Source organism: Nocardioides sp. NBC_00850 (assembly GCF_045207335.1).
Taxonomy (GTDB): domain Bacteria; phylum Actinomycetota; class Actinomycetes; order Propionibacteriales; family Nocardioidaceae; genus Nocardioides.
Genome location: NZ_CP108845.1, coordinates 2,165,263 through 2,190,146, shown reverse-complemented (window position 1 = coordinate 2,190,146; position 24,884 = coordinate 2,165,263). Strand labels below are relative to the sequence as shown.

The window sequence follows — 24,884 nt, the reverse complement described above, 5'->3', positions numbered from 1 at the left end:
GAGAGGACACACCCATGACCACCGACCAGACCCTCGAGTCCACCGAGGCAGCCTCCGCGGCCGCCTCGGGCGCCTCCGCCACCGAGCGGTTCGCCGCCGACAAGTCGCCCTTCGACGCCGTCAAGGACACTCCGCCGGAGCGCGTCGACAAGCTGGCCAAGCGCGTGCTCAACGCCGTCTACGACACGATCCGCGAGGAGAAGGTCAGCTACGACGAGTACAACGCGCTCAAGGCGTGGCTGATCCAGGTCGGCAAGGACGGCGAGTGGCCGCTCTTCCTCGACGTCTGGGTCGAGCACGAGGTCGAGAAGGTCGCCACCGAGCACCGCGAGGGCAACAAGGGCACCATCGAGGGCCCCTACTACGTCCCCGCGGCCCCGGAGCAGGGCGCGAACGGCACCATCCCGATGCGCGACGGCGAGGCCGGCACCCCGCTGACCTGGACCGGCACGATCACCTCCACCGACGGCACCCCGCTCGACGGCGCCAAGGTCGAGCTGTGGCACGCCGACGCCGACGGCTTCTACTCGCAGTTCGCGCCCGGCATCCCGGAGTGGAACCTGCGTGGCAGCTTCACCGTCGGGGCCGACGGTGCCTTCGAGATCCACACGATCCAGCCGGCCCCCTACCAGATCCCGACCGACGGCTCCTGCGGCAAGCTCATCGCCGCCGCCGGCTGGCACGCCTGGCGTCCGGCGCACCTGCACGTCAAGGTGTCGGCCCCGGGTCACGAGCTGCTCACCGCCCAGCTCTACTTCCCCGGTGACGAGCACAACGACGACGACATCGCCTCGGCGGTCAAGCCCGAGCTGGTGCTCGCGCCCGTGGCCAACGGGGACGGTTCGGTGGGCGTCGACTACGGCTTCGTGCTCGACCCGGTTCGCGGCTGATGCTCTACCACGTACGCATGGACGTCCGGATCCCGCACGACCTGGATCCGGACGTCCGCGACGACACGATCGCCCGCGAGAAGGCGTACGCCCAGGAGCTCCAGCGCGCCGGGAAGTGGCCGCACCTGTGGCGGATCGCCGGGGAGTACGCCAACTTCTCGGTCTTCGACGTCGAGTCCCACGACGAGCTCCACCAGATCCTCTCCGGCCTGCCGCTGTTCCCCTACATGGACGTCCAGGTCACCCCGCTGGCCAAGCACCCGTCCAAGGTCGACTAGAGCTGCTCGAGGACCCGGTCGGCTTCGCGCCGCAACGGCGCGAAGCCGTGCTCGGCGGCCAGCTGCCTGCCGCGGCGGGCGTGGACGCGGGCGGCCGTGGTGTCGCCCTCGGCGTGCAGCGCCTGGGCCAGCCCGATCCGGGCACGGGTCTCGGTGAACGAGGCGACGTGCGTGTGGCTGAGCCGGACCGCGTACTCGTACGTCTCGGCGGCGTCGCGGTGGTTCCCGGTCGCATCGAGGGCGGCGGCATAGCTGCAGGCCGTCGACGCGACGAAACGTACGTCCCCGTGGGCCCGCGCGGTCAGGTGGGCCCGCTCGGCGAGCTCGAGCGCCGAGGCGTGGTCGCCACGGACCAGGGCGAGCAGGCTGAGCTCCTCGAGCGCGTTGGCCTCGGCGAACGGGCTCCGGTTGCGGGTGGCCTGCGCCAGCGCCGACTCCAGCCGGGCGCCGGCTGAGTCGAGCAGGCCGAGGGCGCGCTCGGCCGCGGCCAGCGTGGCGAGCTCGAGCGGGGTCGCGCTGCCCTGCACCTCGCTCAGCTCGACCGCCTGGAGATGGTGAACGCGCCCCTCCTCGAAGCGGCCCTGCTCGGTGCAGGCGATGCCGAGGGCCTGATGCGCCCAGGAGCGCAGCCCCTCGGTGCCCTCGACGTCGCCGAGGATCTTCAGCGCGTGCGTGTAGGCGACCTCGGCCTCGCGTCCGGAGTCCGCGACCCGGTGGCGGTGGCCGTCGACGATCGACGCGAACGCCAGCCCCTGCGGCCACCCGCTCGTGTCGAGGAGACTCCAGGCGCGGTCCGACTCCGCCCAGGCCTCCTCCATCCGCCCCAGGACCCCGAGCACATCGGCTCGCAGCGTACGCAGGAACGCCTCGGCCCGCGCCTCGTCCTCCAGCATGGCGGCCTCGGCCCCCACCGTGACGAGCTCGAGGTAGGTGGTCACGTCGAGGCGGGTGCGATAGTGGATCCGGGCCTGGTCGACGAGCTTCCAGGCGTAGTGACGCCGGTGCGGGTCGGTCGCCGCCTGCTTCGCGAACGCGATCAGCAGCTGCGCCTCGCGGTCGAGCCAGGTGCGGGCGTCATCGGCGGAGTGGAAGCGGCTTTCTGGCGAAGGCTCGATCTCCAGCGCGCGCAGGCGGCCCGGATAGGCTGTGCCGGCGGCGCTGACCGTGGTGTCGAGCAGCCAGTCGGCGAGCCGGCGCTGCGCCTTCGGCTGCTCCTGGTCGGCCGCGGCCAGATCGCCGGCGTGGAGCCGGAGCAGATCGTGGTAGTGGTAGCGCCCGACGCCGTCGTCGGCTCTGCCGTTGGGACTGGCCGTCTGCAGCATGTTGGCGTCGACCAGGTCCTCGAGCAGCCGCTGCGTGGTGGCCGGGTCCCGGTCGAGGAGGGCGCTGGCCGGAGCGGGGTCGAAGTCGTAGGCCGAGATCAGCGAGCACAGCCGGAACGCGCGCTGCGCCTCGGCGGGCATCGCGGCGTAGGAGATCTCGAGGCTGGCCGCGACGCTCACCTCGCCGACGGCCAGCTCGGCGAGCCGGTGGGAACTCTCGCTCAGCCGGTCGGCGTACGTCTCGATCGACCATTCCGGGCGGCTCAGCAGTCTGGCCGCGGCGATCCTGAGCGCCAGCGGGAGCCGACCGCACGCCAGCGCCAGCGACTCGCTCGCGCGCGGCGCTGCGGCGACGCGCTCATGGCCGACGATCGCGCCGATGAGGTGGACGGAGGCGTCGGCGCTGAGCTCGCCGAGGTGGATCTGGCGGCCCAGGTCGATCGTGCCCGCGAGGGCCGGCAGCCGGTGGCGGCTGGTGAGGATCGTCCGAGTGGCGCCGAGCCCGGGCAGCAGCGGGATGACCTGGCCGGGGCTGTCGACGCTGTCCAGCACGATCAGCATCCGACGGTCGGAGAGCTCGCTTCGGAGCAGGGCCGCGGCGTCGGCGGCATCGGTCGGGATCTGCTGGCCGGAGAGGCCGAGCGAGCGCAGGAAGCGCCGCAGCACCATGCCGGGGTCGACCGCCTCACCCGAGACGCCGTGGAGGTCGGCGTAGAGCTGGCCGTCGGGGAAGTCGTCGGCCAGCCGGGCCGCGGCGGTCAGCGCCAGCGCGCTCTTCCCGGAGCCGGCCGGACCGGTGACCAGCACCGCGGCACCGCCGCCCTCGCCGAGCCCGGCCGCCAGCATCGCGAGCTCGGCGTCGCGCCCGATCAGCGCCGGCGCCGCCGGCACCTCCCGAGGTACGTCCCGCCGGCGCGCGCCCTCGACCAGCGTCGGTCGCCGGGTGTGCCAGCGTCCTTCCAGCGTCCCTTGGCGGACATCCTCGAGGACCGGGCTCGGGTCCAGCCCGAGCTCGTCGGCCAGGACGGAACGGACCGTGTCGTAGGCGGCGAGCGCCTCGGCCTGCCGCCCGGCCGCCGCCAGCACCTTCACGTACGCGGCCCACAACGGCTCGTCCAGCGGCCGCAACCGAGCGAGCTCGCCCACGACCGGGAGCGCCTCGATGGCCAAGCCCTCGGCAACGCCCAGCGTCGCCCATCTGAGCACGACCGCGACGTACTCGTCCTCGATGGTGCTCGACAGCCAGGGCGCCTGGTCGAACCCGTCGGGACGCCCACGCCACAGGCCGACGGCCTCGGTGAGCGGGGCCATCTCGTCGGTGCTGGTCAGCTCACGAAAGCGGACCAGGTCGAGCTCGTCCGCCGAGGCGTCGAGGCGGAGGGCGCTGCCGTCCTGGACGACCGCGATCGGCGCGACGAGGGCGCGCAGGCGCCGCAGCAGCTGGACCAGCCGCCTGCCCGACTCGGCCGAGCTGAGCTCGGGCCACAGCAGGTCGAGCAGCTCGTCGCGCCCGACCTTCTCCCCCGGCTCCAGGGCCAGTCGCCGCAGCAGCAGACCGACCTGATCGGCCATCTCGACCGGCACTCCGTCGCGGACCACGACGGTCGGGCCGAGGACGCCGATGCTCACCATCGCGCCGTCGGCCTCGCGGGCGGGTGTGAAGGCCTCGGCGAACCCGGCCGTCTCCTCCGCACTCAGGCTCAGGGCGTCGGCGAGCGCGCGCAGCGAAGCCGCCCTCGGCCGCCTCGTCCTGCCCTGCTCGAGGTCGCGGATCGAGGCGACGCTGAGCCCCGCGGCCCGCGCCAGCGCGCCCTGTGTCAGCGAACGCGACTCACGCAGCTGGCGAAGCCTGGGACCGAACATGCCCTCATGGCGCACCCCGGCCTCCGTCAAGACCCCGAGCCTGGCGAATCACCACGAAATCCTATCGGGTCGCGCGGCATCCGGCCTGCAGGATCGTCGGACCTGCGAGGATCGCACCGAGGTGATGAGATGTCGATGATCGACTATGCCGCTCCCGCGGGTCCGACGCGTGGCTACCTTTCGGTGCCCGAGGGTGCCGGGCCATGGCCCGGCGTGGTGGTCGTGCAGGACATCCTCGGCATGACCTCGGACATCAAGCGGATCAGCGACCGGTTCGCGGCCAACGGCTACCTGGCGCTGACTCCGGCGCTCTACGAGCGCGGCCCGAAGGTCGGGTGTGTCGTCAGCACGATGAAGTCGCTGGTGACCGGCAAGGGCACCGCGGTCGACGATCTGATCGCCGCTCGCGACCACCTCGCCGACGATCCACGCTGCACCGGCAAGGTCGGTGTCGTCGGCTTCTGCATGGGCGGCGGCTTCACCCTTCTGCTGGCCCCGCGCGGCATCTTCGACGCGGCCGCACCCAACTACGGAGTGGCGCCCGGGAGCCTGTCCGCGCTGAGCTCCTCGTGCCCGATGGTGGCGAGCTACGGCGCCAAGGACCACCTCCTGCCCGGCGCCGCGGCCAAGGTCGAGGCGGCGCTCGCCGCGGGCGACGTACCCCGCGACGTCAAGGAGTATCCGGACGCCGGGCACAGCTTCATGAACGACTGGGGCTTCCCCACCCCGGCCCCCGTCCTGGAACGCGTGGTCGGCTTCAACTACTCCGAGCCCGAGGCGGAGGACGCCTGGCGGCGCATCCTCGCCTTCTTCGGCGAGCATCTCGGCCCGAAATAGCGCGGAAACCTCGGCGTTCTACTGTGGTGGTGCCCGAGTTCAACGGAAAGCAAGGCCTCCTGGCCGGGAAAGCGGACACCTCCGGGCACGACCATCCGTCTGCTCCGAGCAAGGAGAGCACCCGTGAGCGAGCGTCAGCGAGCGAACCGTCAAAACATCACGCGACCGTGTCCGTATTCTGGCGCTTGCGCTACGGGGGCGGTCGCGTGAGCACCTTCCACGTCCCCGCCGTCGACATCGCTGCGTACGTCCAGGGCGGAACGCCCCAGGAGAAGGCAGCCGTCGCGGCCGCCATCGACACCGCCTGCCGTGAGGTCGGCTTCATCCAGATCCTCGGCCACGGCGTCGCTCCGTCCGCAGCCGTCGGTCTGGCCACGGCCATGGACGACTTCTTCGCCCTGCCGCCGGCGGAGAAGACCCGGTGGCGCCGACCGGCCGCCGAGAACCGTGGCTACACCCCGCCCAAGTCGGAGACGCTCGCGCTCAGCGCCGGCGTCCAGTCCGAGACGCGGATGAAGGACTTCTTCGAGGCCTTCAACGTCGGCTCGTCGGTCTCCGACCATCCCGACGCCGATCTCGTCGAGGCGCACTACGCGGAGAACACCTGGCCGTCGGTGTCGGACTTCCGGGCGCGCATCGACGCCTGGCGCGCCGAGGCCGCCCGGGTCGCGCGCACCATGGTCACCATCTTCGAGGACGCGCTCGACCTGGAGCGCGGCGCCATCGCGAGCCTCGCGGCCCACCCCATCGAGGTCCTGCGGATGAACAACTACGCCCTCCCGGAAGGCACCCGGGTCGAGGTCGACGAGGACATGATCGGGATGGGCGAGCACACCGACTACGGCATCGTCACGATCCTGTGGGCCGACCGGGTCAAGGGCCTCCAGGTCCTGCACGGCGGCGAGTGGCACGACGTCAGCCCGGCCGAGGGGGCGCTCCTGATCAACCTCGGCGACCTCACGACCCGGCTGACCAACGAGCAGTGGCTCTCGACCCTGCACCGGGTCAAGCCGCCGATCGTCGATGGCACCATCCAGCGACGCCGGTCGGCTGCGTACTTCTTCGACGGCGATGCCGAGGCGGTCATCGGCCCGCTGCCGCGGTTCGTCGACGACGAGCACCCCCGCCTCTACCGCGACGTCACCGTCGACGAGCACATCGCCGCCAAGCTCGCGGGCTCCCGTGCCGGCGTTCTCAACGCCGCCGCCGGCCGGGAGGCAGCCCGCGTGCTCACCGCGGGTCGCTGACCAGCGCTTCCTTGGAGTGACGGCGGGCGATCGGGGCGGGCCACCAGATCTTGTCCCCGACCAGGGCGAAGACCGCCGGCACCACCACCGTGCGGACGAGGAAGGTGTCCAGCAGGATGCCCAGGCCCACGATCAGGCCCACCTGGGTCAGCGTGATCAGGGGCAGCACACCCAGGACCGCGAACACCGAGGCCAGCACGATGCCGGCGCTGGTGATGACGCCACCGGTCAGCCCGACCGCCATGACCATCGCATCGACGGTGTCGTGCTCGGCGGTCTCCTCCCTCGCCCGCAGGACGAGGAACACCGTGTAGTCGACGCCGAGCGCCACCAGGAACAGGAAGGCGTAGATCGGTGTGCTGACGTCGAGCGCAGGGAACCCGAAGACGTGCGTGCTCATCCAGGCGCCCAGGCCGAGGGCGGCGAAGGTGGCGATCACGCTGATGGTGACGAGCACCAGCGGCGTCACGATCGACCGCAGCACCGCGAAGAGCACCAGCAGCACCACCAGCAGGATCAACGGCACGACGACCTTGAGATCACGCTCGGCGCCGTTGCGGCTGTCCAGGTCCTTGGCCACGCTGCCGCCGACCAGAGCGCCGGTGCCGGCCAGCTCGCTGCGCATCGTCTCGATCGTCTCGATGCTCTCCGGGGTGGCTGGTGCGTCCTCCAGCGTCGCGGTGATCTTCACCAGGTCGCCGCTCTCGCCCGACGGGCGCGCGCTGTCGACGCCGTCCATCTGGTTGACCTGCGCGAGGACCGCGTCGGCCTCGTCGGCTCCGACCACGATCGTCACCGGATCCGAGGCCCCGGGCGGGAAGTGCTTCGAGAGGGTGTCCAGACCGTCGACGGACTCGGCGTCGACGCGGAACTGGTCGGTCTGTGAGAGCCCGACCTTGACGCCCAGGAGCCCGGAGGCGAGTACGCCGAGGATCACCGCGGCCACGGCCAGCACCGCTGCCGGTCGGCTCACCACGGTGCGGGCGATCCGGAACCAGACACCGTCGCGAGACTTCTCGTCTTCGCCGTTGCGCGGCACGAACGGCCAGAACAGGCCACGACCGAACAACGACAGCGCGGCGGGCAGGGCGAAGAGAGCGAAGAGCAGGGCCACCAGCAGGCCGATCGCAGCCGAGACCCCCAGGGACCGGGTGTTGGGAGCGACGCTGAACACCAGGGCCAACAGTGCGAGTACGACGGTGAGGTTGCTGGCCACGATCGCCTCGGCGGAACCGCGCACCGCGGCGGCGAGGGCATCGCGGTGGTGCTCGTGCCGCCGGAGCTCCTCGCGGTAGCGCGAGACCAGCAGGAGCGCGTAGTTCGTGCCGGCACCGAAGACCAGCACGCTGGTGATCCCCGATGTGGATCCGTCGAGCCCGTTGCCCGTCCAGTCCGCGACGATCTGGGTCACCACCGAGGCGGTGCGATCGGCGACCGCGATCACGATCAGGGGCACGAGCCACAGCACCGGCGAGCGGTAGGTCAGGATCAGCAGGATGGCGACGACCGCAGCGGTGACGAGGAGCAGCCGCACGTCGGCACCTTCGAACGCCGAGGAGATGTCGGCGGCGAAGGCGGCACCGCCGGTGAGCTGGACCGTGAGGCCGTCGGGCCGGCCCTCGTCGACCGTCTCCCGCAGCTCGCCGACGAGCTCGGTGAGATCGAGTCCGGTCACGTCGGCATCGACGTCGATGGCGACGATCAGGGCATCGCCGTCGGTCGCCGGGATCGGCGGCGAGACCTCGTTCCCGGTGATCTCTGCCCAACGCTTCGACACCTCGGCGACCCACGCCCGGTCCTCCGCGGTCAGCCCACCATCACGCTCGACCACCGCGACGGCGGGCAGCACGTCCCCGCCCGGAAAGCTCTGCTGGAGCTCGGCGACCCTGGCCGACTCGGCGTCCGCCGGCAGCGGGTCAGGCGCCGAGCTGGCGGACTCCAGGGAGGATCCGACGACCATCACCGCACCGGCCAGGAGAACCGTGATCACCAGGACCAGCCATGCCGTGGCCTTTCTCGTGGTGAGTTGTGCGAGAGCTGCTAGCGCGGAGCGCATGGTCGGGCCTTTCCAGTAGGGGTGGTGAATGCGTCGGATGACATCGGAGCTAAGGCCCCTCCAGGCCGGCGGCAGCCGCCGCCCATTGCCACAGCGCCTCGGCCTCGCCGCGACCCGGGCGGGTCGCTGAGCGATAGCTCGTGGGCCGCTGGCGACGGTCGTGCCAGAAGGTGCCGGACGGCGGCGCGGGCTCGGTGGCCGCGAGCCACACCGCCGTGTCCGCGCCCTCCTCGGCCGGGCGCAGCAGCGGTCGGGTCAACGTACGGAAGGCGGGGAGCGACCGGGCGAGGCCCGGTGTGTCCGCCCAGCCGGGGTGCATGACGAAGGTGGAGATCCGGTCCGGTGACCACCGCCGGTCCAGGGCCGGCGCCAACTCCACCTGCATGCGCTTGGACCTCGCGTAGGCCACGGCGCCCTGGTAGGTGCCCTGCTCGAACTCCGGGTCGTCGATGGGAAGGGGCTGGGTGTACATCCCGCCCGAGGCGACGAAGACCTGTCTGGCGCCGCGCTCCGAGCGGCGCAGGGCCGGCAGCAGGTGCTCGGTCAGCCGGATCGGCCCGAGCACATGGGTGGCGACGGACAGCTCGTGGCCCTCGACCGACTCGGTCCGCTCGGGCGGCATGACCCCCGCGTTGTGCACGAGTACATCGAGAGCGGTGCGGCCGCCGTCGCGCGCGCAGAATTCTTCGGCGAACGCGTCGATCATCGCCGGGTCGGAGACGTCGCAGCGCTCCGTCCGAAGCTCGACGGCCCGCCCCTCGTCACGCAGCAGCCGCTCGATCCTCTCGACCGCGGGTGCGGCGCGTTCGGGCGAGCGTACGAGGAGGTGGACGCGGGCACCGAGCCGGGCCAGGCCCAGCACGGTGGCCTCGCCGAGACCACTGCCCCCGCCGGTGACCACCGCGGTCCGCCCCGCCAGCACGCCGGGACGTGGGTCATCCTCGGCCCAGCGACGGCGCCGGATCGCGTAGCCGAGGCGGGAGTAGCCCAGCACGACTGTTCGGTCGAGCAGGCGGTCGAGACCCTGGTCAGAGGTTGCGGCGTGCTTCATGTGCGTACGCTCCCGAGGACGTGGCGCAGCGCCTGCTCGGCCTCGACGAACCGGAAGCGGTGGCCGAGCCCGAGGAGTCGTTGAGGGACCACCCGCTGGTTGGCGAAGGCCACCTCCTGCGCTCCCTCCCTGCCCAGGAGCAGACGAGGCCCGAACGACGGTGTCGGCAGGATCGCGGGGCGATGCAAGGCTCGGCCCAGGGCGGCGGCGTAGGCACGCTGCCGCAGTGGAGCGGGCGCGACGGCGTTCACCGGGCCCGAGAGGCCGGTGTCCACCAGAGCCCGGTGGTAGATGTCGACGAGATCATCGATCGCGATCCACGACTGCCACTGCTCCCCCGACCCCATCGGGCCGCCGAGACCGGTGGCGAACAGGGGCCGCTGCAGGCGCAGGGCGCCGCCACGCGGGCTCTGCACGATTCCGGTACGCACCAGGACGACCCGCATCTCCGCGTCGGCCGAGGCCAGGGCCGCCTCCTCCCAGTCGCGGACGACGTGAGCGAGGAAGTCGTCCCCGGTCGTGGCGTCCTCGGTGAGGACCTCCTCGCCGCGGTCGGCTCCGTAGATCCCGATCGCGGACGCGCAGACGAAGACACCCACTCCTGCCTTCGCGCTGGCCTGGGCTAGCAGGCGGGTGGGCCCGATGCGTGAGCCGCGGATTAGCTCCTTGTGCCTGTCGGTGAAGCGGCCGGCGATGCTGTGCCCGGCCAGGTGGACGACGGCGTCCACTCCGGCCAGCGACGCCGGGTCGGGATCGTCGGGGTCCCAGGCACGCTCGTCCGGCGCGGTCGGCCGGTGTCGCACCAGGCGGACCACGGTGTGTCCGCCGGTCGTCAGGAAGGCCGAGACCGCGCTCCCCACCAGGCCGGATGCGCCGGTGACCGCCACGGTGAGCCGAGGTGTGCCGGCCGCCGAGCGGTGAGCCGCCAGGTCGTCGGCGAGCTGACGCTGCCGGTAGGCGAACATCGGCTCGAGCAGCCGCTTCGGCAGTGTCGTCGTGACCCTGTCGATCACGGTCGTGCCCACACCGACGTCCTCGAAGTCGTGGCGATGGTGCCACGACACCGGCACCACGAACGGACGCGAGACCAGGCGGTCGGCGAAGCGGTGGCCGGCGACGTACTCCTCTGGCAGGTGCTGGGCCACCCAGCGGCGGCCTGCCGGGAAATCGAGCACCGCCGTGCCGCCGGCGAGGCCCTGGGCCTCCTCGGCGACGCGGACGGGCTGCCACGGCGGCACCAGCCGCTGGAACGCGCCGGGCCGGCCGTGCCAGTCGAAGACGACGTCGGCGGCGTCCGGCACCGTGTGCCGGAACTCGTGGGTCGTCGTACGCAACAAAGTCATAAGGTCGAGTCCTTCAGCTCTGTCAGCCGGGCCAGCGCCTCGCGGCGCTCCTCGGCATGGTCGACGACGCGTTCAGGGTAGCCGTTGGTAAAGCCCTCGGGATGGCGCCACGGCTCGTGGGCCGCCGCCCCCGGAAGGTGGCGAAGCTCAGGTACCCAGCGCCGGACGTAGTCACCCTGCGGATCGAACCGGAGCCCCTGGGTGATCGGGTTGAAGACCCGGAAGTAGGGCGCGGCGTCGGTTCCGGTCCCGGCCACCCACTGCCAGCCGTGACTGTTGGAGGCTAGGTCGCCGTCGAGGAGATGGTCGAGGAAGTGCCGGGCGCCGGCCGGCCACCAGATGTGCAGATCCTTGATCAGGAAGCTCGCGACGACCATCCGCACCCGGTTGTGCATCCAGCCCTCCGCGAGCAGCTGACGCATGCCGGCATCGACGAACGGGAAGCCGGTCCTGCCCGACTTCCAGGCCTCCAGCAGCTCGGGGTCGTCGTCGTACTGCATGCCTCTCAGCCCGTCCCGCAGGTCACGCCAGGCCGACCCGGGGTCGTGCCAGAGCACGTCGGCGTAGAACTCGCGCCAGGCCAGCTCCGCGACGAAGCGCTCGACGTCCTCTCCGGAGGCACCGCTGCCGTGCTGATTCAGATCGGCGAGGAGCGTACGCGGATGGATCTCGCCGAACTTCAAGGCCGTCGAGATGCGGCTGGTCGAGTTGAGGTCGGGCCGGTCCCGGGCCGAGGCGTAGCCGGCCAGGTCCTCGGCGCAGAAGTCCTCCCAGCGGTGCAGCGCCGCACGCTCGCCGGCCTCCTGGTCCAGCTGCGCGGGATGGTCCGGCAGCGGGTCCGACTCGAGCTTCGTCGTCCACTCGACCTGAGCGTCACCGGCCGGCGCCCTCCACCCGTGCTCGCGCCAGGCCCGCAGGAAGGGCGTGAAGACGCGGTACGGCGCCCCGCTTGCGTTCCGGATCCTGCCCGGGGTCACGGCGTAGGGGCTGCCGGTGCCGACCAGGCCGATGTCGGCGTCCGCCAGCCGCTGCTGCACGGCCTCGTCGCGTCGCCGGCCGTAGGGGGTCGTCTCGGTCGAGATGTGCACCTGGGTCGCTCCGGCCTCGGCGGCGACCTGGGCCACCACCTCGGCAGGGTCGCCCTGACGGATCACCAGTGCCCCGCCCGTCTCCTCGCGCAGCGCGGCGAGCGAGGCCAGCATCCGCTCCCACCTCCGCCCGGAGTCGGCCATGCGCGGGTCGAGCACGAACAGCGGAACCACGGGCCCGTCGGCGGCCGCAGCCTGCAGGGCGGGGTGGTCTCCCAGCCGCAGGTCCCGCCGGAACCACATCACGGACGTCGTCATGAGTGGTCCCGTCCCGCGGCCTCCAGCCGGATCTGGGCGACGTCGATGGCTCCGGCCCGGAAGCCCGCCTCGCAGTAGGCCAGGTAGAACTCCCAGGTGCGACGGAACTCCTCGTCGAACTCCTCGGACCGGATCGCCGGCCACGCGGCCAGGAAGGCGGAGCGCCAGCGGCGGAGCGTCTCGGCGTAGTCGGCGCCGAACCTGTCGGTGCGGGTCACGCTCAGGCCGACCTGGCCGGCCTGCTCGGAGATCGCCGTGGCGGACGGGATCAGGCCGCCCGGGAAGATGTGCTTCTGGATCCACCCGTAGGAGTTCCGGGTCGCCAGATAGCGCTGGTGCGGCATCAGGATCGCCTGCAGGGCGACGGCGCCGCCGGGACGGACCAGACGGGACAGTGTGGCGAAGTAGTCGGGCCAGTAGCGCTCGCCGACCGCCTCGATCATCTCGATGCTGACCACGGCGTCGAAGGTGCCGACGACGTGTCGGTAGTCCTGCACCACCACCTCGACCCGGTCGGTGTACCCCGCGTTCTCGATCCGCTCCCGCGCCAGCGCCGCCTGCTCGACCGACAGCGTGATGGTGGTGACTCGGGCGCCGCGACGTGCTGCCTCGATCGCGAGGGTCCCCCACCCCGTACCGATCTCCAGGACGTCGTCACCGGCACCGACGCCGGCCAGGTCGAGGGCCGCGTTGACCTTGCGCAGCTGTGCCTCTTCCAGGTCCTGATCGGCCACCGGACGGCTGCGGTCGAACAGCGCCGAGCTGTAGCTGAGGCTGGGGTCGAGGAACGCGGCGAACATGTCGTTCCCCAGGTCGTAGTGGGCGGAGATGTTCTCCCGGGTGTGCTCCACGGCGCCGCGCTGGTCGGCGGGGATCGGCAGGTCGACGAGGCGGCGCAGCCTCAACATCCAGCCCGGGAGCAGCCGGGAGAGGCGTTCGGCGTACGGCGTCAGCGCGTCCGCGAGGTCGGTGCCTTCGGCCGCGTGCCAGTCTCCGGCCGTGTAGGCCTCACCGAGGCCGATCTTCGGGTTCTCCGCGAGTCGTCGGTAGAGCGATTCCGGGCGCTGCAGGACGATGCCCGGCCGCCCCTCCGTACGGGACCCGCCTCGATGGTTGAGCAGGCCGCCGTCCGGGAGCACGAGGTCGACCGGGACCTGCCGGGTCACCAGGCGCAGAATCTGCTTGGCGACACCGGCTCGTAGGCCCGCGGCGGCCGCTGGCTCCCTCTGCACCGGCAGCTCGAGCGAGACCGGCTCTGCACTCATGATGTGACCTCCTTAGGAGTGGCTGGACGAGGGATGATGGGCAACCTGCGCAGCCACAGCCGGATCCCGTGGAACCGGATGAGCGCGCTGACCCGGTGAGGCATCAGCAGGTGGGTGAGGCTGACCCGCAGCAGGGCACGACGTGTCGCGGGCTCCGGGGTCCCGCGGGTGGTCGCGGTCAGCACGCGGGCGCCGTCACGGTCGAGGCCGACGGTCACGGAGACCTGTCCCGGGTCGACTTGTAGCCGGATGTCATAGGTCCCGGCCATGCCGTTGAACGGCGAGACGTAGAAGGCCTTGTCGGTGCGGGCGTGCCCGCTTCGATCGATGTCGAGCAGGTAGGCGTGACGGCCGCCGTAGGTGTTGTGCACCTCGAAGACGACCGCGCGCACACCGTCGTCCGACTGCACCCAGAAGACGGTGAGGGGGTCGAAGACATGGCCCAGGACGCGGGCGTTCGCCAGCATCAGCACCCGGTCGGTCGGCGCGAGGTCGACGCCGTGGCCGGCGAGGAACGCGCCGAGGTCGCCACGGACGCCACGTCCCGACGAGCCCCCGTCGAGATGGTCCTCTGCCCGGAACCCGGCCAGAGGACGCAGCCAGAACGGCAGCCGAGGCAGATCGTCGACGTCGATGAGCCACTGGTAGCTGCGGTGACGGAACGCGTGCCGCAACGGCACCTCTCTGGTGTGGCTGACATGACCGACGACCAGCGAGGGCACCTCGGGGAAGACCGGTGACGGGATCACCACGTCACCCCGAACGACTCTGCCGCCTCCACGCCCGAGCGACAGCCGTCCTCGTGGAAGCCCCAGCCGAGGTGGGCGCCGGCAAAGGCCAGGCGAGGTCCGCCGGCAGTACGCAGCCGGGCCGCTGCCGCGACCGCCTCGGTCGTGAAGACCGGGTGCTCATAGCTCATCCGGGCGGTGACCTTGGCCGGGTCGACGTGCTCAGTGGCGTTGAGCGTGACCACATGCTCGTCGTGGTCCTCGAGACCCTGGAGCCGGTTCATCCAGTAGCTGACGACCACCTTGTCGGCGCCACCGCCGCACGAGGCGAGGCGATAGTTCCACGACGCCCGGGCACGGGGCGAGGCCGGGAGCAGGGCGGCGTCGCGGTGCAGCCAGGTCTCGTTCCGCGAGTATCCGATCGCGGCCAGGTCCGCCTTCTCCTCCGGGGACGCATCGGCCAGGAGCCGCAGAGCCTGGTCGGCGTGGGTCGCCAGGACCGCGCGGTCGAAGTGCCTGGACCCGGCCTCGGTGCGCACCTCGACCCCGTCGGCGTACCGCTCCACGGCGGTCACCGGTTCGCCGACACGGACCTCGCCCACCCGCTCGGCGATCCTGTCCACATAGGCACGGGAGCCGCCCACGACCGTGCGCCACGTGGGCGACCCGGTGACCTGGAGCATCCCGTGGTGGTCGAGGAAGGCGAACAGGTGCCGTGCCGGGTAGGCGGCGGCGTCCTCGTCACCGCACGACCAGACGCAGGAGACCAGCGGCACGGCGAAGTGCTGGACGAAGTAGTCGCTGAAACCGCCTTCGTCGAGGAACTGCCCCCACGTCAGGTCGCTGTCGGTCTCGAGGAGACGGCGGGCGCGACGGTGGAACCGCGGCACCTGCGCCAGCATGCGGAGGAAGCGCGGGTCAGCGAGGCGACGCGGGTCGGCCAGGATGCCGCCCAGGCCCTTGCCGCCGGCGTACGACAGCCCGCAGTCGTCGCAGTCGATGCTCATGCTCATCTCGGTCGGCCGGGTCTCGACGCCGAGCTCTCCGAAGAGGCGGAGCAGGTTCGGATAGGTGCGCTCGTTCATCACGATGAAGCCGCTGTCGACCCGGAGGACGGCTCCCGACGCGGTCGGGACATCGTGGGTGTGCGCATGGCCACCGAGCCTCCGCTCGGCCTCGAAGAGCGTGACGTCGTGGCTGCGGCCGAGGAGGTACGCCGCGGTCAGCCCGGAGACTCCGCCACCGATCACGGCAACCGTCGGCCGCGGGGTATGGGCCACTCGGCTCATGAGAACTCCCTCGTCAGGCAACGGCATGGCCGCTGGCTAGTTTCGAGGATCGAACGTACAATGTTTGTACAAGGTATGTCAAAGGTTTGGAAGGGGCACGACATGAGGATCGATCGAACCGTGGAGACCTCCGCACCGACCGCCGAGGTGTTCGACTTCCTGGCCGACTTCACCAACACCGAGGAGTGGGATCCGGGCACCGTGCGCACCGACCGCATCTCCGGCGACGGCGGGGTCGGGACGGCGTACGCGAACACCTCTCGGTTCCTCGGGCGCAACACCGATCTCACCTATGTGGTCGAGGTGTACGAGCCCGGGAAGCATGTCGCGCTACGCGGCGAGAACAAGACGGTCGTGGCCCATGACACGATGACCTTCGTCCCGACAGCCACGGGCGGAACATCTGTGCGTTACGTGGCCGAGTTCGAGCTGAAAGGCATGGCCAAGATGGTGGCCCCACTGCTGACCCCCGCGTTCACCCGCCTGGGTGACTCCGCCTCCGAGCAGATGCGCGCGACCCTGGACCGACTGGGCCGGTAGCCGAGCAGATGTACACCATCAAGCACGCGGCACAGCGGGTCGGCATCACCACCGCGACGCTTCGTGCCTGGGAGCGCCGGTACGGCGTCATCGCTCCCCACCGGTCCGAGAGCGGCTACCGCCTCTACGGCGACCACGACGTCGCCGTACTGCGCTCGATGAAGCAGCTCGTGGACCAGGGATGGTCGGCCGGTCTGGCTGCGGCCGAGGCGATCCGGCTCGATCGCGTGCAGCCCGCTCACCAGATCGCCGTGGACGGGCAGGGCGACGGAGCCAACCCCTCCGCCGGCCTCGCGGAGCGACTGACGACCGCCGCGTCAGCACTCGACACCACCGACCTGGCTGCGACCCTGGACCAGGTGTTCGCCCTCGGCGGCTTCGAGACGGTGATGACCGACCACGTCTTCCCCGCCCTGGAGGAGCTCGGGGACGCCTGGGCCGACGGCCGGGTCAGCATCGCCGGCGAGCACCTGGCCTCGAACGCGGTGATGCGGCGCCTCGCCCTCGCGTACGAGGCGGCGGCCGCCCATGGCCACGGGCCCCGCATCGCCCTCGGGACGGCGCCCAACACCCGCCACGAGATCGGTCTCTTCGCCTTCGCCGTCGCCGCCCGACGGCACGGCATGGACACCGACTACCTGGGTGCCGACCTGCCGATCGACGACTGGCTCGGCGTCGTCGACGATCCCGCCCTCGCCGCCGCGGTGCTCGTGATCCCCACCACCGCCGACATCATCGCCACCGCCGCGGTGATCACCGCCCTGCACGACCACCGCCCCGATCTCGTCGTGGCCGTCGGCGGAGCTCAGCAGAGCCACGCCCCCGAACCCGCCGTACGCCTGGGTCACGACATCGTGGCCGGCGCGCGGACCCTTGCGGCCCTGATCTCCCAGCAGCACTGACCTCGTTCTCTCCGACCGCGACCGGAGCGGAAGACTCGCCGTCATGTCACACGGCGTCGCGTCGTCTCGTCTCCAGTGGTGAATCCACGGACAAGGAGAGAACTGATGCACATCGCCCTATGGATCACTGCCGGACTGCTGGCTCTCATCGCCCTCGCAGGAGGCATCACCAAGACCTTCATGCCGCTGGAGAAGCTCGCCCAGCACGACGGCGCCGCATGGATCCGTGACGCCAAGCCGGCCTTCGTCAGGACCCTCGGCGTACTCGAGATCCTGGCGGCGATCGGACTCACCCTCCCCGCCGTGCTCGGCGTCGCACCTGTCGTCGTGCCCATCACCGCCGCCTGCTGGATCGCGTTGATGATCGGCGCGATGATCACCCACGGCCGCCTCGGCCAGGCAAAGCTGGTCATGGTCAACGTGGTCTATCTCGCCCTGGCCCTCTTCATCGCCGTGGGCCGGTTCGGTACGACGCCGTTTGTTGCCTGATAGGGGCTCGTTCGGGACCGTGTTTTGGGGTTGGGATGGGCCGCCGACCCGTTCTTGGAGGGTCTTCTCGATCTGGCCCGGCGTCAAGGACGCCCTTCGGGCGCCGGCTTCGCCGGCCGCTTCGCGGTCCTGGACTCCGGACCAGATCGAGAAAAGATTTGGCTGGCTATCGGGGCGGCGGCCCGGGTGTGGCGCAGCGGATTCTTGCTTGGGACAGGTGAGATTTCTGGCGTGAGGGTGGCCCTTCGGGCCACTTACCATCCACAGATGCTAGGTCGTTCGCTCACCGCGAAAACAGTGGTTGACCTGCTGAAATAGATGGTCAGAGCAGGGCGGGCAGCGTAGAATCGAACCCATCACAACACCTCTTTGAAGGGAGGGATGGCGATGAGTCTCGAACGCGACACGAACCCGTGGGGAACCGACCCTGACGATGCGATCGACGCAGAACTGGCCGCCATCGAATCCTCCCTCGACACGCTGCTGACCCGCGACCCCGCCTACTGGCGCACCGGGCAGAAGAAGGACACGCTGGAGCGACTGGAGAAACTCCAGGCACGGATGGCCGCAGTGACACTCCGGGTGCTCGCATCTGCCGGCGACATCGCCGAAGAGACCGGCGCAAAAGACGCCTCCGGGTGGATGCGCGCCGAGCTGCTGGTCGACAAGGCCATGGCGCGCTCCCAGATCAAGCTCGCAACCGGTGTCGCGAAGTACGACCTCGTCGCCGCCGGCCTCGCTGAGGGTGTCGTCTCCCAGGACAAGGCCCGGGTGATCACCAAGACGCTCGACAAGATCGAGACCAACCCCGTCGCCAGTGCCGATGACCTGGTGTTGGCCGAGAAGCTCCTGGTCGACTACGCCGGTCGCCTGACCGCCAACGAACTCCGCATCGTCGGCAAACGGATCCTGGCCGAGGTCGACCCGGTCCGGTTCGAGGACGCCGAAGCCAAGGCACTCCTTGCTGAGGAGGAGCGGGCGCAGCAGAAGACCGCGTTGCGGGTGTGGGACAACCACGATGGCACCGTCGGCTTCGAGGGTGTGTTGCCGACCTCGATCGGGATGCGGTTCAAACGGCTGGTCGAGGCCTATGCCCAGCCCCGCAAGCAGCAGTTGGTCGGCAAGGGTGCCCCGCTGCCTCCGTGGGAGCGGCTGATGGGCCAGGGCTTCGCCCGGCTGTTGGAGACCGTCGACCCCGCTGCGCTTCCTCGCCACGGTGGTGATGCGACCACCATCAATGTGGTGATCAGCCTGGAGGAGCTCCGCAAGGACCTCGGTGTCGCCACGTTGGGCTACGACGAGACCAACGGCACCACGATCTCCGCGGCCGAGGCCCGTCGGATGGCGTGCAACGCGACCATCATCCCCTGGGTTCTCGGTGGTGACGCTGAGGTTCTCGACGCTGGTCGTGGCAGCAGGTTCTTCCAGCCGATCCAGCGCAAAGCGCTCCGGTTGCAGCAGAAGTGCTGCCAGGCCGAGGGCTGCGACATGCCACCGGAGTGGTGCGACGCCCACCACCTCGACCCCTGGGCCGAAGGCGGGAAGACCAACCTCAAAGATGGCGCCCTGCTCTGCCCCCACCATCACCGCCTGGCTCACAACCCGGCTTACATCCATGAGCGGCTACCGGATGGCAGCCTCCGGTTCACCCGCCGCCCCTAGTTCGGCCAAGGTTCTGATTCATCCCGGTCGGGTCATCGCCGCGCCGGCCCGTTTCCGCAGGTGTTTCCCCACCGGTGTGGCGACTTCCCCACCCGTATAGAGGTTCCCCCTGCTCCGGAACGTGGGGAACGTCCCTGTGGGTGGGGAAGAGTTCGGGCATGTGGGGCTTCGGCTTGTGGGCACACAGCCGAGACCTTCAGCGTCCCCCAAACACCAACCAAGGCATGCCAACCCGCACCCAACTGAAACCGCTGCACCACACCCTCGCCGCCGACCCGATACAGGCCAAATCTTTCTCGATCACGTGCCGGGTCAAGGATCGCCGCAGGCGACCGGCGAAGCCGGCGGCCGAAGGCCGTCCTTGACGCGGTGCGTGATCGAGAAACAATCGAACCAAGGGTCGGCGGCGAACCCTGAAACGAAGCCGCGGTCACCTCCGCGCGCCCTCCCGGAACCAAACCAGGGTTCAACAAAGCTCGATCACGGTGCTTGCCAACAAGCCGAGAGTGACCGTCGTCATACCGAAGCCGCATCACGTCAGTCCGAAACGGGCTTGGACGCGCATTCCGCGCCCTTCCTAGGCTGCGATTCAAGCGGCCCCGGTCACGGGAGCCATCGCGACAGGGGCTGTACGTATGGGTATGGAGTTCGATCGTCGTTCACTCTTCAAGGTCGGCGCGACGGTGGCCGGCGGCGGGGCGCTGGCAGCGAGCGGAGCGGGGAGCCAGCAGGCGGCGCACGCCGCGGTCCCCGAGCGGCGGCTCGAGCGCAACGGGGTGGCGGTCGGATTCGTCATCGGCGACGCGAAGGTCGTCGACCAGGGCACCCAGGCGGTCGTCGAGGTGCCGGTGCTGGCCGAGGGCGGTCCCCGGCTGGCGGTGACCCAGCGCGTACGTCCGAGCGCAGCCGAGCAGATCGCGGCCGGTCTCGCGCCGGGCGCGCTCGTCGACTTCGTGGTCAAGCGCGGCGAGGTCGTGGTCGACGACGACCAGACCCAGCCCTTCCACACCGTGCTGACCAAGTCGGCCAGGCCCGTCTTCGTGACGCAGAAGTACGGCCCGGAGCTGGCACCTCGCGACGGCGGCCCGGGTGCGATGGTCGCCGCCGGCTGGGTCTACGCCAAGAGCGGCCGCACGATCACGATCGGCGACGGACGGGAGGTGACCGAAGACATCGACGGCCGCCCGCTCCCCAAGCCGAGCAAGCGCTACGAGGAGACCTATCGGGTCGCCGCCGACGTCGAGGTCTACCGCGTCGACACGGCCAACTGGGCCGCCTCGCGCTCCTCGACGTTCGCCGCGGTGCCGGTGACGAAGGACTACGCCTACAGCACGACCGAACGCCAGGCCGCGTTCGTCGTCTTCGACCGCGACTTCCGTGACGCCGACGACGCCCGGGTGCGCCAGATCTTCTACTTCACGCCGCAGGACGTCTCCGACGGCAAGCCGGTCTGGGACGTACCCACCCAGAGCGATCTGCTCACCGACAAGGGCGTCGACCCGGTCTCGGGACAGCGCTATGTCGACATCGTCGCGACGGGCGTCACCGCGGCGCCCTACACCCGCAGCACCGAGCCCTTCGAGATCGTGCCGGACACCTTCTACTTCGTCGGCGACAACGAGGTCTCCTGCTACCTGTTCAACACCGACATGGGCACCCGGAGCGCGCGCGACAACCGGCTCGTCCTGCTCGACACCGGCTGGCCCAACAGCGGCTACCAGTACTGGAAGAACATCGAGGCCATGGGCTTCGACCCGCGCGACATCGACGACATCATCATGGCCCACGGCCACGGCGACCACTACGGCTCCACGGTCGAGCTGGTGACGATGATCGAGAACGCCGGCGGCAGCGTCCGGCTCCACTCCCCGCGCGAGGACATCGTCGGCCTCGGCCAGGACACCGTCGGCAACACCTGGAACCTCCCGCCGGCGCTGCCCGCGACCGAGACCCTGATCCGGGAGCGCAGCGACTTCCTCGTCTACGACGAGTGGATGGACTTCGGCAACGTACGTCTGATGCCGCTGTGGTCGCCCGGCCACACTCCCGGGTCGGCCTCGTTCGTGTTCGAGGTCGAGAACCCTCGCGACGGCAAGCGGCTGACGTTCGGCTACATGGGTGGCTACGGCTGGAGCTCCAAGACCGTGACCCCGACGAACGGCTGGCAGCGGCTCGGGTTCCCGTACAACCTCGCCTGGCTCCAGCAGCGGGTCGCGCCCGACTACGTGACCGGCCAGCACGCCAACCAGTTCCCGCTCGTCGAGATCTACCAGGCCCTCAAGGCCTACAACAACGACCCGGCCAACAGCGACCGCCAGCTGACGATGCTCGACGCGATGGTCCCCGGTGAGTGGGTGAACTATCTCGAGAAGAGGTACGCCACCGCCACCAACGCCATCGCCGACAGCCAGCCCGGCTACCAGAGCATCGAGACCTACGGTCCGTTCAAGCCCGGCCGCGAGAACGGCGCCCAGGACGTACGCGTCCGGCTGGTCGACGGCGGCCAGGTGCAGCACGGCTACGAACGCGCCCTGAACCGCAACCCGCTGATCCCGCTCCTGGCCGACGGCATCAACATCAAGATCGACAGCTTCGTGCACGACCCCGACGGCTGGTACGTCCAGTTCGAGCTCGACGTCCTCGACTCCTACGGCGGCTTCCTCCCCGGCGTCGGCCCCGTCGAGTCCATCCGGCCCGAGGTCACCGAGATCCTGCGTACGCAGCGCCTCGGCAGCCGCGCCGAGGCCGAGGCCGTGCTCGCCACGGTCAGCGCCGGCGGCACCTACCGGGTCGACCTGACCCCGGCCAGCGCCATCGTCGTCCCCACCGACGGCACCCCCGTCTTCGAGGCCGACTGACGCCCCAGTCAGGCGTCCCCGGACTCCAGTCGCTCGGTCTCGATCCGGAGCGCCTCGATCACACCGGTGATCCAGCGTCCGATGGCGGCCAGCTCCTGCTGGTCGAAGCCTTGGTTCATCTCCTCGATCCGCCGAGCGAGCCCGGCCGCTGTCGGGCGCGAGGTCTGCTGGAAGTGAGGCGTGGTGTGGATCCGGAACGACCGGCGATCCCGGGAGCTGCGCTCACGGCGTACGTAGTCAGCGGCGACCAGCTTGTCGACGATCTTCGTGACGGCCGCATTGCTCAGGCCGGTCGCGGCCGAGAGCTCGCCGGGGGTGATGCCGTCGGGATGGCGGGCCACGAGATCGAGCATCTTGTGCTCGCTGTTGCTGACGCCCAGCCGGTGGGCGATGGCCTCGTGGAACATCACCACGCGAAGGCTCAGCTCGGAGCCGAGCCGGTCGCCGTCCTCCGACATGCGGCCTCCTCCCGTCCTCGCTAATTTGTTTCACCTTAGTGAAATAACAGGCTAGTCTCTGGCCATGAAGATCGAGCTCTCGCCACCCCGGACGACCAGTGATTCCCTCACGTTCGCAGGTGCCCTGCTCCGCTGTTACGTCGCGACACTGTTCGTCGGAGCTCCGCTCGCCGCACTGCTGCTGACCCCTGGGCTCATGCGGAGCCGGGTCGCCCTGGTTCCGGGGATCACCTCGTTCGGCATCACCGCGTTTCTGGTGCTGTCGTTCCTGCTGATCGCGGTGGCGCCGCGAATCTCGGCCCGGGTCGCGCCCGGCGCCGGATGGCGACCGGCGCTCGTACGCAAGGTCGGGCCCGCGCTCCGTCGCGAGCTGCCTCGCCAGTGGTGGGGCCGCGCCGGCGAGGCCCTGCTGATCTTCGTCGCGTCCCAGCTGACCGGCGGCTTCATCGCCTGGATGATGCCCTACATCTGGGCAGACCCGGCCTCACCCGAGGACCACGTGATCTGGGTGCTCCACTACCCCAACTACGCGACCCAGGCCGTCTCGATGTACCTCGTCATCTGCCTGGCGGCCGCCTTGTTCGGCACCCGGCTGCGCCAGCTGGCCCTCGGCATCGACTTCGTCGACCACGGACAGCCGGTGTCGTAGGCGGCCGCTCCGGCCGGCGCGCGGCGCGGGCTCAGCGCCCGAGCACGGCGCGGAGCCGGCCCACCTGGGCGGTGCGCTCGGCGAGACGCTGCTCGTCGAGGCTCCGGCTCGACGCAGCCGCCAAGAGCTCGTGCGTACGCCGCACCGCGGTCGCATCGTGGGCGACGAGCGACCCGACCAGGCCGGCGAGCGTGGAGTCCAGCTCGGCCGCCGGCACGACGCTCTGCGCGAGACCGATCCGCCCGGCCTCCTCAGCACCCACCTTGCGTGCGGTCGCACAGATCTCGAGCGCTCGCGAATAGCCCACGGTCTCGACCAGAGGCTTGGTGCCGGCCAGGTCGGGAACCAGCCCCAGCGCAGGCTCCTTCATGCAGACCCAGGCGTCGTCGGCCATGATCCGCAGGTCGCAGGCCAGCGCCATCTGGAAACCGGCCCCGATCGCGTACCCGTCGACGACTGCGATCGAGATGAACCTCGGGTCCGCCAGCGCCGCGAACGGCCGCTGATACTCCCCGATCAGGTCGATGACCTCCTGGTCGCTCCGCGCCAGCGTCGAGACCAGGCTCCCCGCCACCTCGGTCTGCCCCGGGTCGACCAGCGACAGATCCAGCCCCGCGGAGAACGTGCCGCCCGCCCCACGCACCACCACGACCCGCACCTCAGCCGGAAGTGACTCGAGGAACCCCGCGATCGCCGCCCACATCGCTGGATGCTGGGCATTGCGTACGTCGGGACGGTCCAGCAGCACGGTCGCCACCACACCGTCGATGCTCAGATCCACACCTGGTTCGTTCATGTTCATGGCTTCGCCGTTCCCTTCGGGCAGGAGTACGTCGCGCGACGCGTCACAAACCTAGAGGACCCCTACGTTGGCGTGGAGACGGCAGTGCCTATGCGTCCGGCGGGAGCATTGCCGCCGCCTCGTCAAAGAGCCGTTGTAGCGAGGCGCCCCACGCCGGCAGGTCGCTCGCGAGCGTCAACCAGGTGAGCTCGCGGTTGATCTCGTCGTACTGATGGATGATGAAGTTTCGATTCGCAACGGCGAGCGCCCATTCCACGCCGTCGGGCGCCAAGACACCCAGCCGGGAGAGCCGGTTCGCAGCCTCACCGAGCTTCATCATGAGCGAGTCTCCAGCTTCCTGAAGAAGCGCGTCGGCGAGATATGCATCCTTGCCTCGCCGCACGATCTCGTCGGTCCGCACCAGCCAAGCCTGAATGTGCAGCAGTTCCTTGGCGCCCTTGAGGTCCATCAGAGCAGAACCGCATCACGTCGGATGTCGTCATCAAGCCGCGGCTTCAGACCGCCGTAGTCGACGAGGTCGATCTCCCGGCCGAGGATCTGCTCGAGCACCCTCTTGAACCGGATGAACCCGAATGACGACGTTCCTTCGGGCGCCTCGACAACCAGGTCGATGTCGGAGTCGAACCGTGCGTCGCCACGAGCGACCGATCCGAAGACCGCGAGTCTGCGGTAGCCCGCATCCTCGGCGACACTCCGGATCACCGGCCCAGCAGCCTCGACCAGAGCTTCAGGATGTAGCCGCGCCAGGTCCTGCGCCACCTTCAACTGCTGACTGACCGCCGGCTGACTCACCCCGAGCTCGGCGGCGATCTCCCGCTGGCTCATGCCCGACGCCACCATCGCCCGCAGCGCAAGCACACGTCGAAGCCGCGCGACCTCTTCGTCATGTCGCGCTTGGCGGTACGCAGCCACCATGGTCATAAGGAAACCTTATCATCGCTCGAGGGTTCGCAGGGGTCAGCCGTCCGTGACGATGACCTCCGTCGAAAGGGCCGGAGTCTGAGCTGCC

At 70.2% G+C, this 24,884-nt stretch carries 22 protein-coding genes; 10 read left to right on the top strand and 12 right to left on the bottom strand.

Translation table 11 applies throughout. The features are described from left to right. The first annotated feature begins 14 nt into the window (after positions 1–14). On the top strand, positions 15–890 hold the full coding sequence (gene catA, locus OH802_RS10780; RefSeq protein WP_406027726.1) for a catechol 1,2-dioxygenase: 876 nt from the start codon (positions 15–17) through the stop codon (positions 888–890). Next, positions 890–1,168 (top strand): muconolactone Delta-isomerase, encoded by a 279-nt coding sequence (gene catC, locus OH802_RS10775; RefSeq protein WP_008361945.1) that lies wholly within the window; start codon positions 890–892, stop codon positions 1,166–1,168. Before catA ends, catC begins: the two co-directional genes overlap by 1 nt. On the opposite strand, the gene OH802_RS10770 is transcribed toward catC, so the two are convergent. Next, entirely contained in the window at positions 1,165–4,383 is a 3,219-nt protein-coding gene (locus OH802_RS10770; protein ID WP_406027723.1) for a BTAD domain-containing putative transcriptional regulator, read from the bottom strand. The genes catC and OH802_RS10770 overlap by 4 nt on opposite strands. Positions 4,384–4,482: 99 nt before the next feature. On the opposite strand from OH802_RS10770, the gene OH802_RS10765 reads away from it, so the two are divergent. Next, entirely contained in the window at positions 4,483–5,190 is a 708-nt protein-coding gene (locus OH802_RS10765; RefSeq protein WP_406027721.1) for a dienelactone hydrolase family protein, read from the top strand. A gap of 206 nt (positions 5,191–5,396) precedes the next feature. Continuing rightward, positions 5,397–6,437, top strand: a complete 1,041-nt coding sequence (locus OH802_RS10760) for an isopenicillin N synthase family dioxygenase (RefSeq protein WP_406027719.1) — start codon at positions 5,397–5,399, stop codon at positions 6,435–6,437. Here the strand turns inward: OH802_RS10760 and OH802_RS10755 are convergent. The 7 genes from OH802_RS10755 to OH802_RS10725 form a co-directional block, all read right to left on the bottom strand. Continuing rightward, positions 6,421–8,427, bottom strand: coding sequence for an MMPL family transporter (locus tag OH802_RS10755; RefSeq protein ID WP_406027717.1), 2,007 nt, complete (start codon positions 8,425–8,427; stop codon positions 6,421–6,423). The two genes, OH802_RS10760 and OH802_RS10755, sit on opposite strands and share 17 nt — an antisense overlap. A 115-nt stretch (positions 8,428–8,542) precedes the next feature. Beyond that, positions 8,543–9,544 carry an SDR family NAD(P)-dependent oxidoreductase gene (locus OH802_RS10750; protein ID WP_406027715.1) on the bottom strand — a complete coding sequence of 334 codons (1,002 nt, stop codon included), beginning with the start codon at positions 9,542–9,544 and terminating at the stop codon, positions 8,543–8,545. Beyond that, positions 9,541–10,887 (bottom strand): TIGR01777 family oxidoreductase, encoded by a 1,347-nt coding sequence (locus tag OH802_RS10745; protein ID WP_406027713.1) that lies wholly within the window; start codon positions 10,885–10,887, stop codon positions 9,541–9,543. The genes OH802_RS10750 and OH802_RS10745 overlap by 4 nt, the downstream gene beginning before the upstream one ends. Further along, a complete protein-coding gene (locus OH802_RS10740) occupies positions 10,884–12,233 on the bottom strand; it encodes a cryptochrome/photolyase family protein (RefSeq protein ID WP_406027711.1) in 1,350 nt (449 codons plus the stop codon). Before OH802_RS10740 ends, OH802_RS10745 begins: the two co-directional genes overlap by 4 nt. Beyond that, complete coding sequence (locus OH802_RS10735; RefSeq protein WP_406027709.1) at positions 12,230–13,498, bottom strand: class I SAM-dependent methyltransferase; 1,269 nt, start codon at positions 13,496–13,498, stop codon at positions 12,230–12,232. Before OH802_RS10735 ends, OH802_RS10740 begins: the two co-directional genes overlap by 4 nt. Beyond that, a complete protein-coding gene (locus tag OH802_RS10730) occupies positions 13,495–14,247 on the bottom strand; it encodes a DUF1365 domain-containing protein (RefSeq protein ID WP_406027707.1) in 753 nt (250 codons plus the stop codon). The genes OH802_RS10735 and OH802_RS10730 overlap by 4 nt, the downstream gene beginning before the upstream one ends. Beyond that, positions 14,244–15,515, bottom strand: a complete 1,272-nt coding sequence (locus OH802_RS10725) for an NAD(P)/FAD-dependent oxidoreductase (RefSeq protein ID WP_406027705.1) — start codon at positions 15,513–15,515, stop codon at positions 14,244–14,246. The genes OH802_RS10730 and OH802_RS10725 overlap by 4 nt, the downstream gene beginning before the upstream one ends. A gap of 102 nt (positions 15,516–15,617) precedes the next feature. On the opposite strand from OH802_RS10725, the gene OH802_RS10720 reads away from it, so the two are divergent. The 5 genes from OH802_RS10720 (at position 15,618) to OH802_RS10700 (ending at position 21,966) form a co-directional block, all read left to right on the top strand. After that, positions 15,618–16,055 carry an SRPBCC family protein gene (locus tag OH802_RS10720; protein ID WP_406027703.1) on the top strand — a complete coding sequence of 146 codons (438 nt, stop codon included), beginning with the start codon at positions 15,618–15,620 and terminating at the stop codon, positions 16,053–16,055. 8 nt (positions 16,056–16,063) lie between these two features. Then, entirely contained in the window at positions 16,064–16,957 is an 894-nt protein-coding gene (locus OH802_RS10715; RefSeq protein ID WP_406027701.1) for a MerR family transcriptional regulator, read from the top strand. A gap of 105 nt (positions 16,958–17,062) precedes the next feature. Beyond that, positions 17,063–17,446: a DoxX family protein gene (locus OH802_RS10710; protein ID WP_406027699.1), complete on the top strand. Its 384-nt coding sequence runs from the start codon at positions 17,063–17,065 to the stop codon at positions 17,444–17,446. A 387-nt stretch (positions 17,447–17,833) separates the two neighbouring features. Then, positions 17,834–19,108, top strand: coding sequence for a DUF222 domain-containing protein (locus tag OH802_RS10705; protein WP_406027697.1), 1,275 nt, complete (start codon positions 17,834–17,836; stop codon positions 19,106–19,108). Positions 19,109–19,749: 641 nt separating this feature from the next. Then, positions 19,750–21,966, top strand: a complete 2,217-nt coding sequence (locus tag OH802_RS10700; protein WP_406027695.1) for an MBL fold metallo-hydrolase — start codon at positions 19,750–19,752, stop codon at positions 21,964–21,966. Positions 21,967–21,974: 8 nt separating this feature from the next. Here OH802_RS10700 and OH802_RS10695 read toward each other — a convergent pair whose 3' ends face one another. Beyond that, positions 21,975–22,424, bottom strand: coding sequence for a MarR family winged helix-turn-helix transcriptional regulator (locus tag OH802_RS10695; RefSeq protein WP_406027693.1), 450 nt, complete (start codon positions 22,422–22,424; stop codon positions 21,975–21,977). Positions 22,425–22,488: 64 nt separating this feature from the next. Between OH802_RS10695 and OH802_RS10690 the strand changes: the two genes are divergently transcribed. Continuing rightward, the gene (locus tag OH802_RS10690) at positions 22,489–23,073 is read left to right on the top strand and encodes a hypothetical protein (protein WP_406027691.1); all 585 of its coding nucleotides are present in this window, start codon (positions 22,489–22,491) and stop codon (positions 23,071–23,073) included. Between the two features lie 31 nt (positions 23,074–23,104). Here the strand turns inward: OH802_RS10690 and OH802_RS10685 are convergent, their stop codons facing one another. The 3 genes from OH802_RS10685 to OH802_RS10675 all read right to left on the bottom strand — a co-directional run bounded on the left by OH802_RS10685 (position 23,105) and on the right by OH802_RS10675 (position 24,796). Further along, the gene (locus OH802_RS10685; protein ID WP_406027689.1) at positions 23,105–23,875 is read right to left on the bottom strand and encodes an enoyl-CoA hydratase/isomerase family protein; all 771 of its coding nucleotides are present in this window, start codon (positions 23,873–23,875) and stop codon (positions 23,105–23,107) included. 88 nt (positions 23,876–23,963) lie between these two features. Beyond that, complete coding sequence (locus OH802_RS10680) at positions 23,964–24,323, bottom strand: DUF86 domain-containing protein (RefSeq protein WP_406027687.1); 360 nt, start codon at positions 24,321–24,323, stop codon at positions 23,964–23,966. Further along, a complete protein-coding gene (locus tag OH802_RS10675; protein WP_406027685.1) occupies positions 24,323–24,796 on the bottom strand; it encodes a nucleotidyltransferase domain-containing protein in 474 nt (157 codons plus the stop codon). Before OH802_RS10675 ends, OH802_RS10680 begins: the two co-directional genes overlap by 1 nt. Positions 24,797–24,884 lie beyond the last annotated feature (88 nt).

Excerpts from the sequence above, each read along its gene's own strand:
- OH802_RS10710 (WP_406027699.1), top strand. The coding sequence starts at position 17,063 with ATGCACATCGCCCTATGGATCACTGCCGGACTGCTGGCTCTCATCGCC.
- OH802_RS10745 (WP_406027713.1), bottom strand. The coding sequence starts at position 10,887 with ATGACTTTGTTGCGTACGACGACCCACGAGTTCCGGCACACGGTGCCG.
- OH802_RS10720 (WP_406027703.1), top strand. The coding sequence starts at position 15,618 with ATGAGGATCGATCGAACCGTGGAGACCTCCGCACCGACCGCCGAGGTG.
- OH802_RS10680 (WP_406027687.1), bottom strand. The coding sequence starts at position 24,323 with ATGGACCTCAAGGGCGCCAAGGAACTGCTGCACATTCAGGCTTGGCTG.
- OH802_RS10685 (WP_406027689.1), bottom strand. The coding sequence starts at position 23,875 with ATGAACATGAACGAACCAGGTGTGGATCTGAGCATCGACGGTGTGGTG.
- catC (WP_008361945.1), top strand. The coding sequence starts at position 890 with ATGCTCTACCACGTACGCATGGACGTCCGGATCCCGCACGACCTGGAT.
- OH802_RS10765 (WP_406027721.1), top strand. The coding sequence starts at position 4,483 with ATGTCGATGATCGACTATGCCGCTCCCGCGGGTCCGACGCGTGGCTAC.
- OH802_RS10690 (WP_406027691.1), top strand. The coding sequence starts at position 22,489 with ATGAAGATCGAGCTCTCGCCACCCCGGACGACCAGTGATTCCCTCACG.
- OH802_RS10750 (WP_406027715.1), bottom strand. The coding sequence starts at position 9,544 with ATGAAGCACGCCGCAACCTCTGACCAGGGTCTCGACCGCCTGCTCGAC.
- OH802_RS10675 (WP_406027685.1), bottom strand. The coding sequence starts at position 24,796 with ATGACCATGGTGGCTGCGTACCGCCAAGCGCGACATGACGAAGAGGTC.
- OH802_RS10695 (WP_406027693.1), bottom strand. The coding sequence starts at position 22,424 with ATGTCGGAGGACGGCGACCGGCTCGGCTCCGAGCTGAGCCTTCGCGTG.
- OH802_RS10700 (WP_406027695.1), top strand. The coding sequence starts at position 19,750 with ATGGAGTTCGATCGTCGTTCACTCTTCAAGGTCGGCGCGACGGTGGCC.
- OH802_RS10735 (WP_406027709.1), bottom strand. The coding sequence starts at position 13,498 with ATGAGTGCAGAGCCGGTCTCGCTCGAGCTGCCGGTGCAGAGGGAGCCA.
- OH802_RS10740 (WP_406027711.1), bottom strand. The coding sequence starts at position 12,233 with ATGACGACGTCCGTGATGTGGTTCCGGCGGGACCTGCGGCTGGGAGAC.
- OH802_RS10715 (WP_406027701.1), top strand. The coding sequence starts at position 16,064 with ATGTACACCATCAAGCACGCGGCACAGCGGGTCGGCATCACCACCGCG.
- OH802_RS10705 (WP_406027697.1), top strand. The coding sequence starts at position 17,834 with ATGAGTCTCGAACGCGACACGAACCCGTGGGGAACCGACCCTGACGAT.
- catA (WP_406027726.1), top strand. The coding sequence starts at position 15 with ATGACCACCGACCAGACCCTCGAGTCCACCGAGGCAGCCTCCGCGGCC.
- OH802_RS10725 (WP_406027705.1), bottom strand. The coding sequence starts at position 15,515 with ATGAGCCGAGTGGCCCATACCCCGCGGCCGACGGTTGCCGTGATCGGT.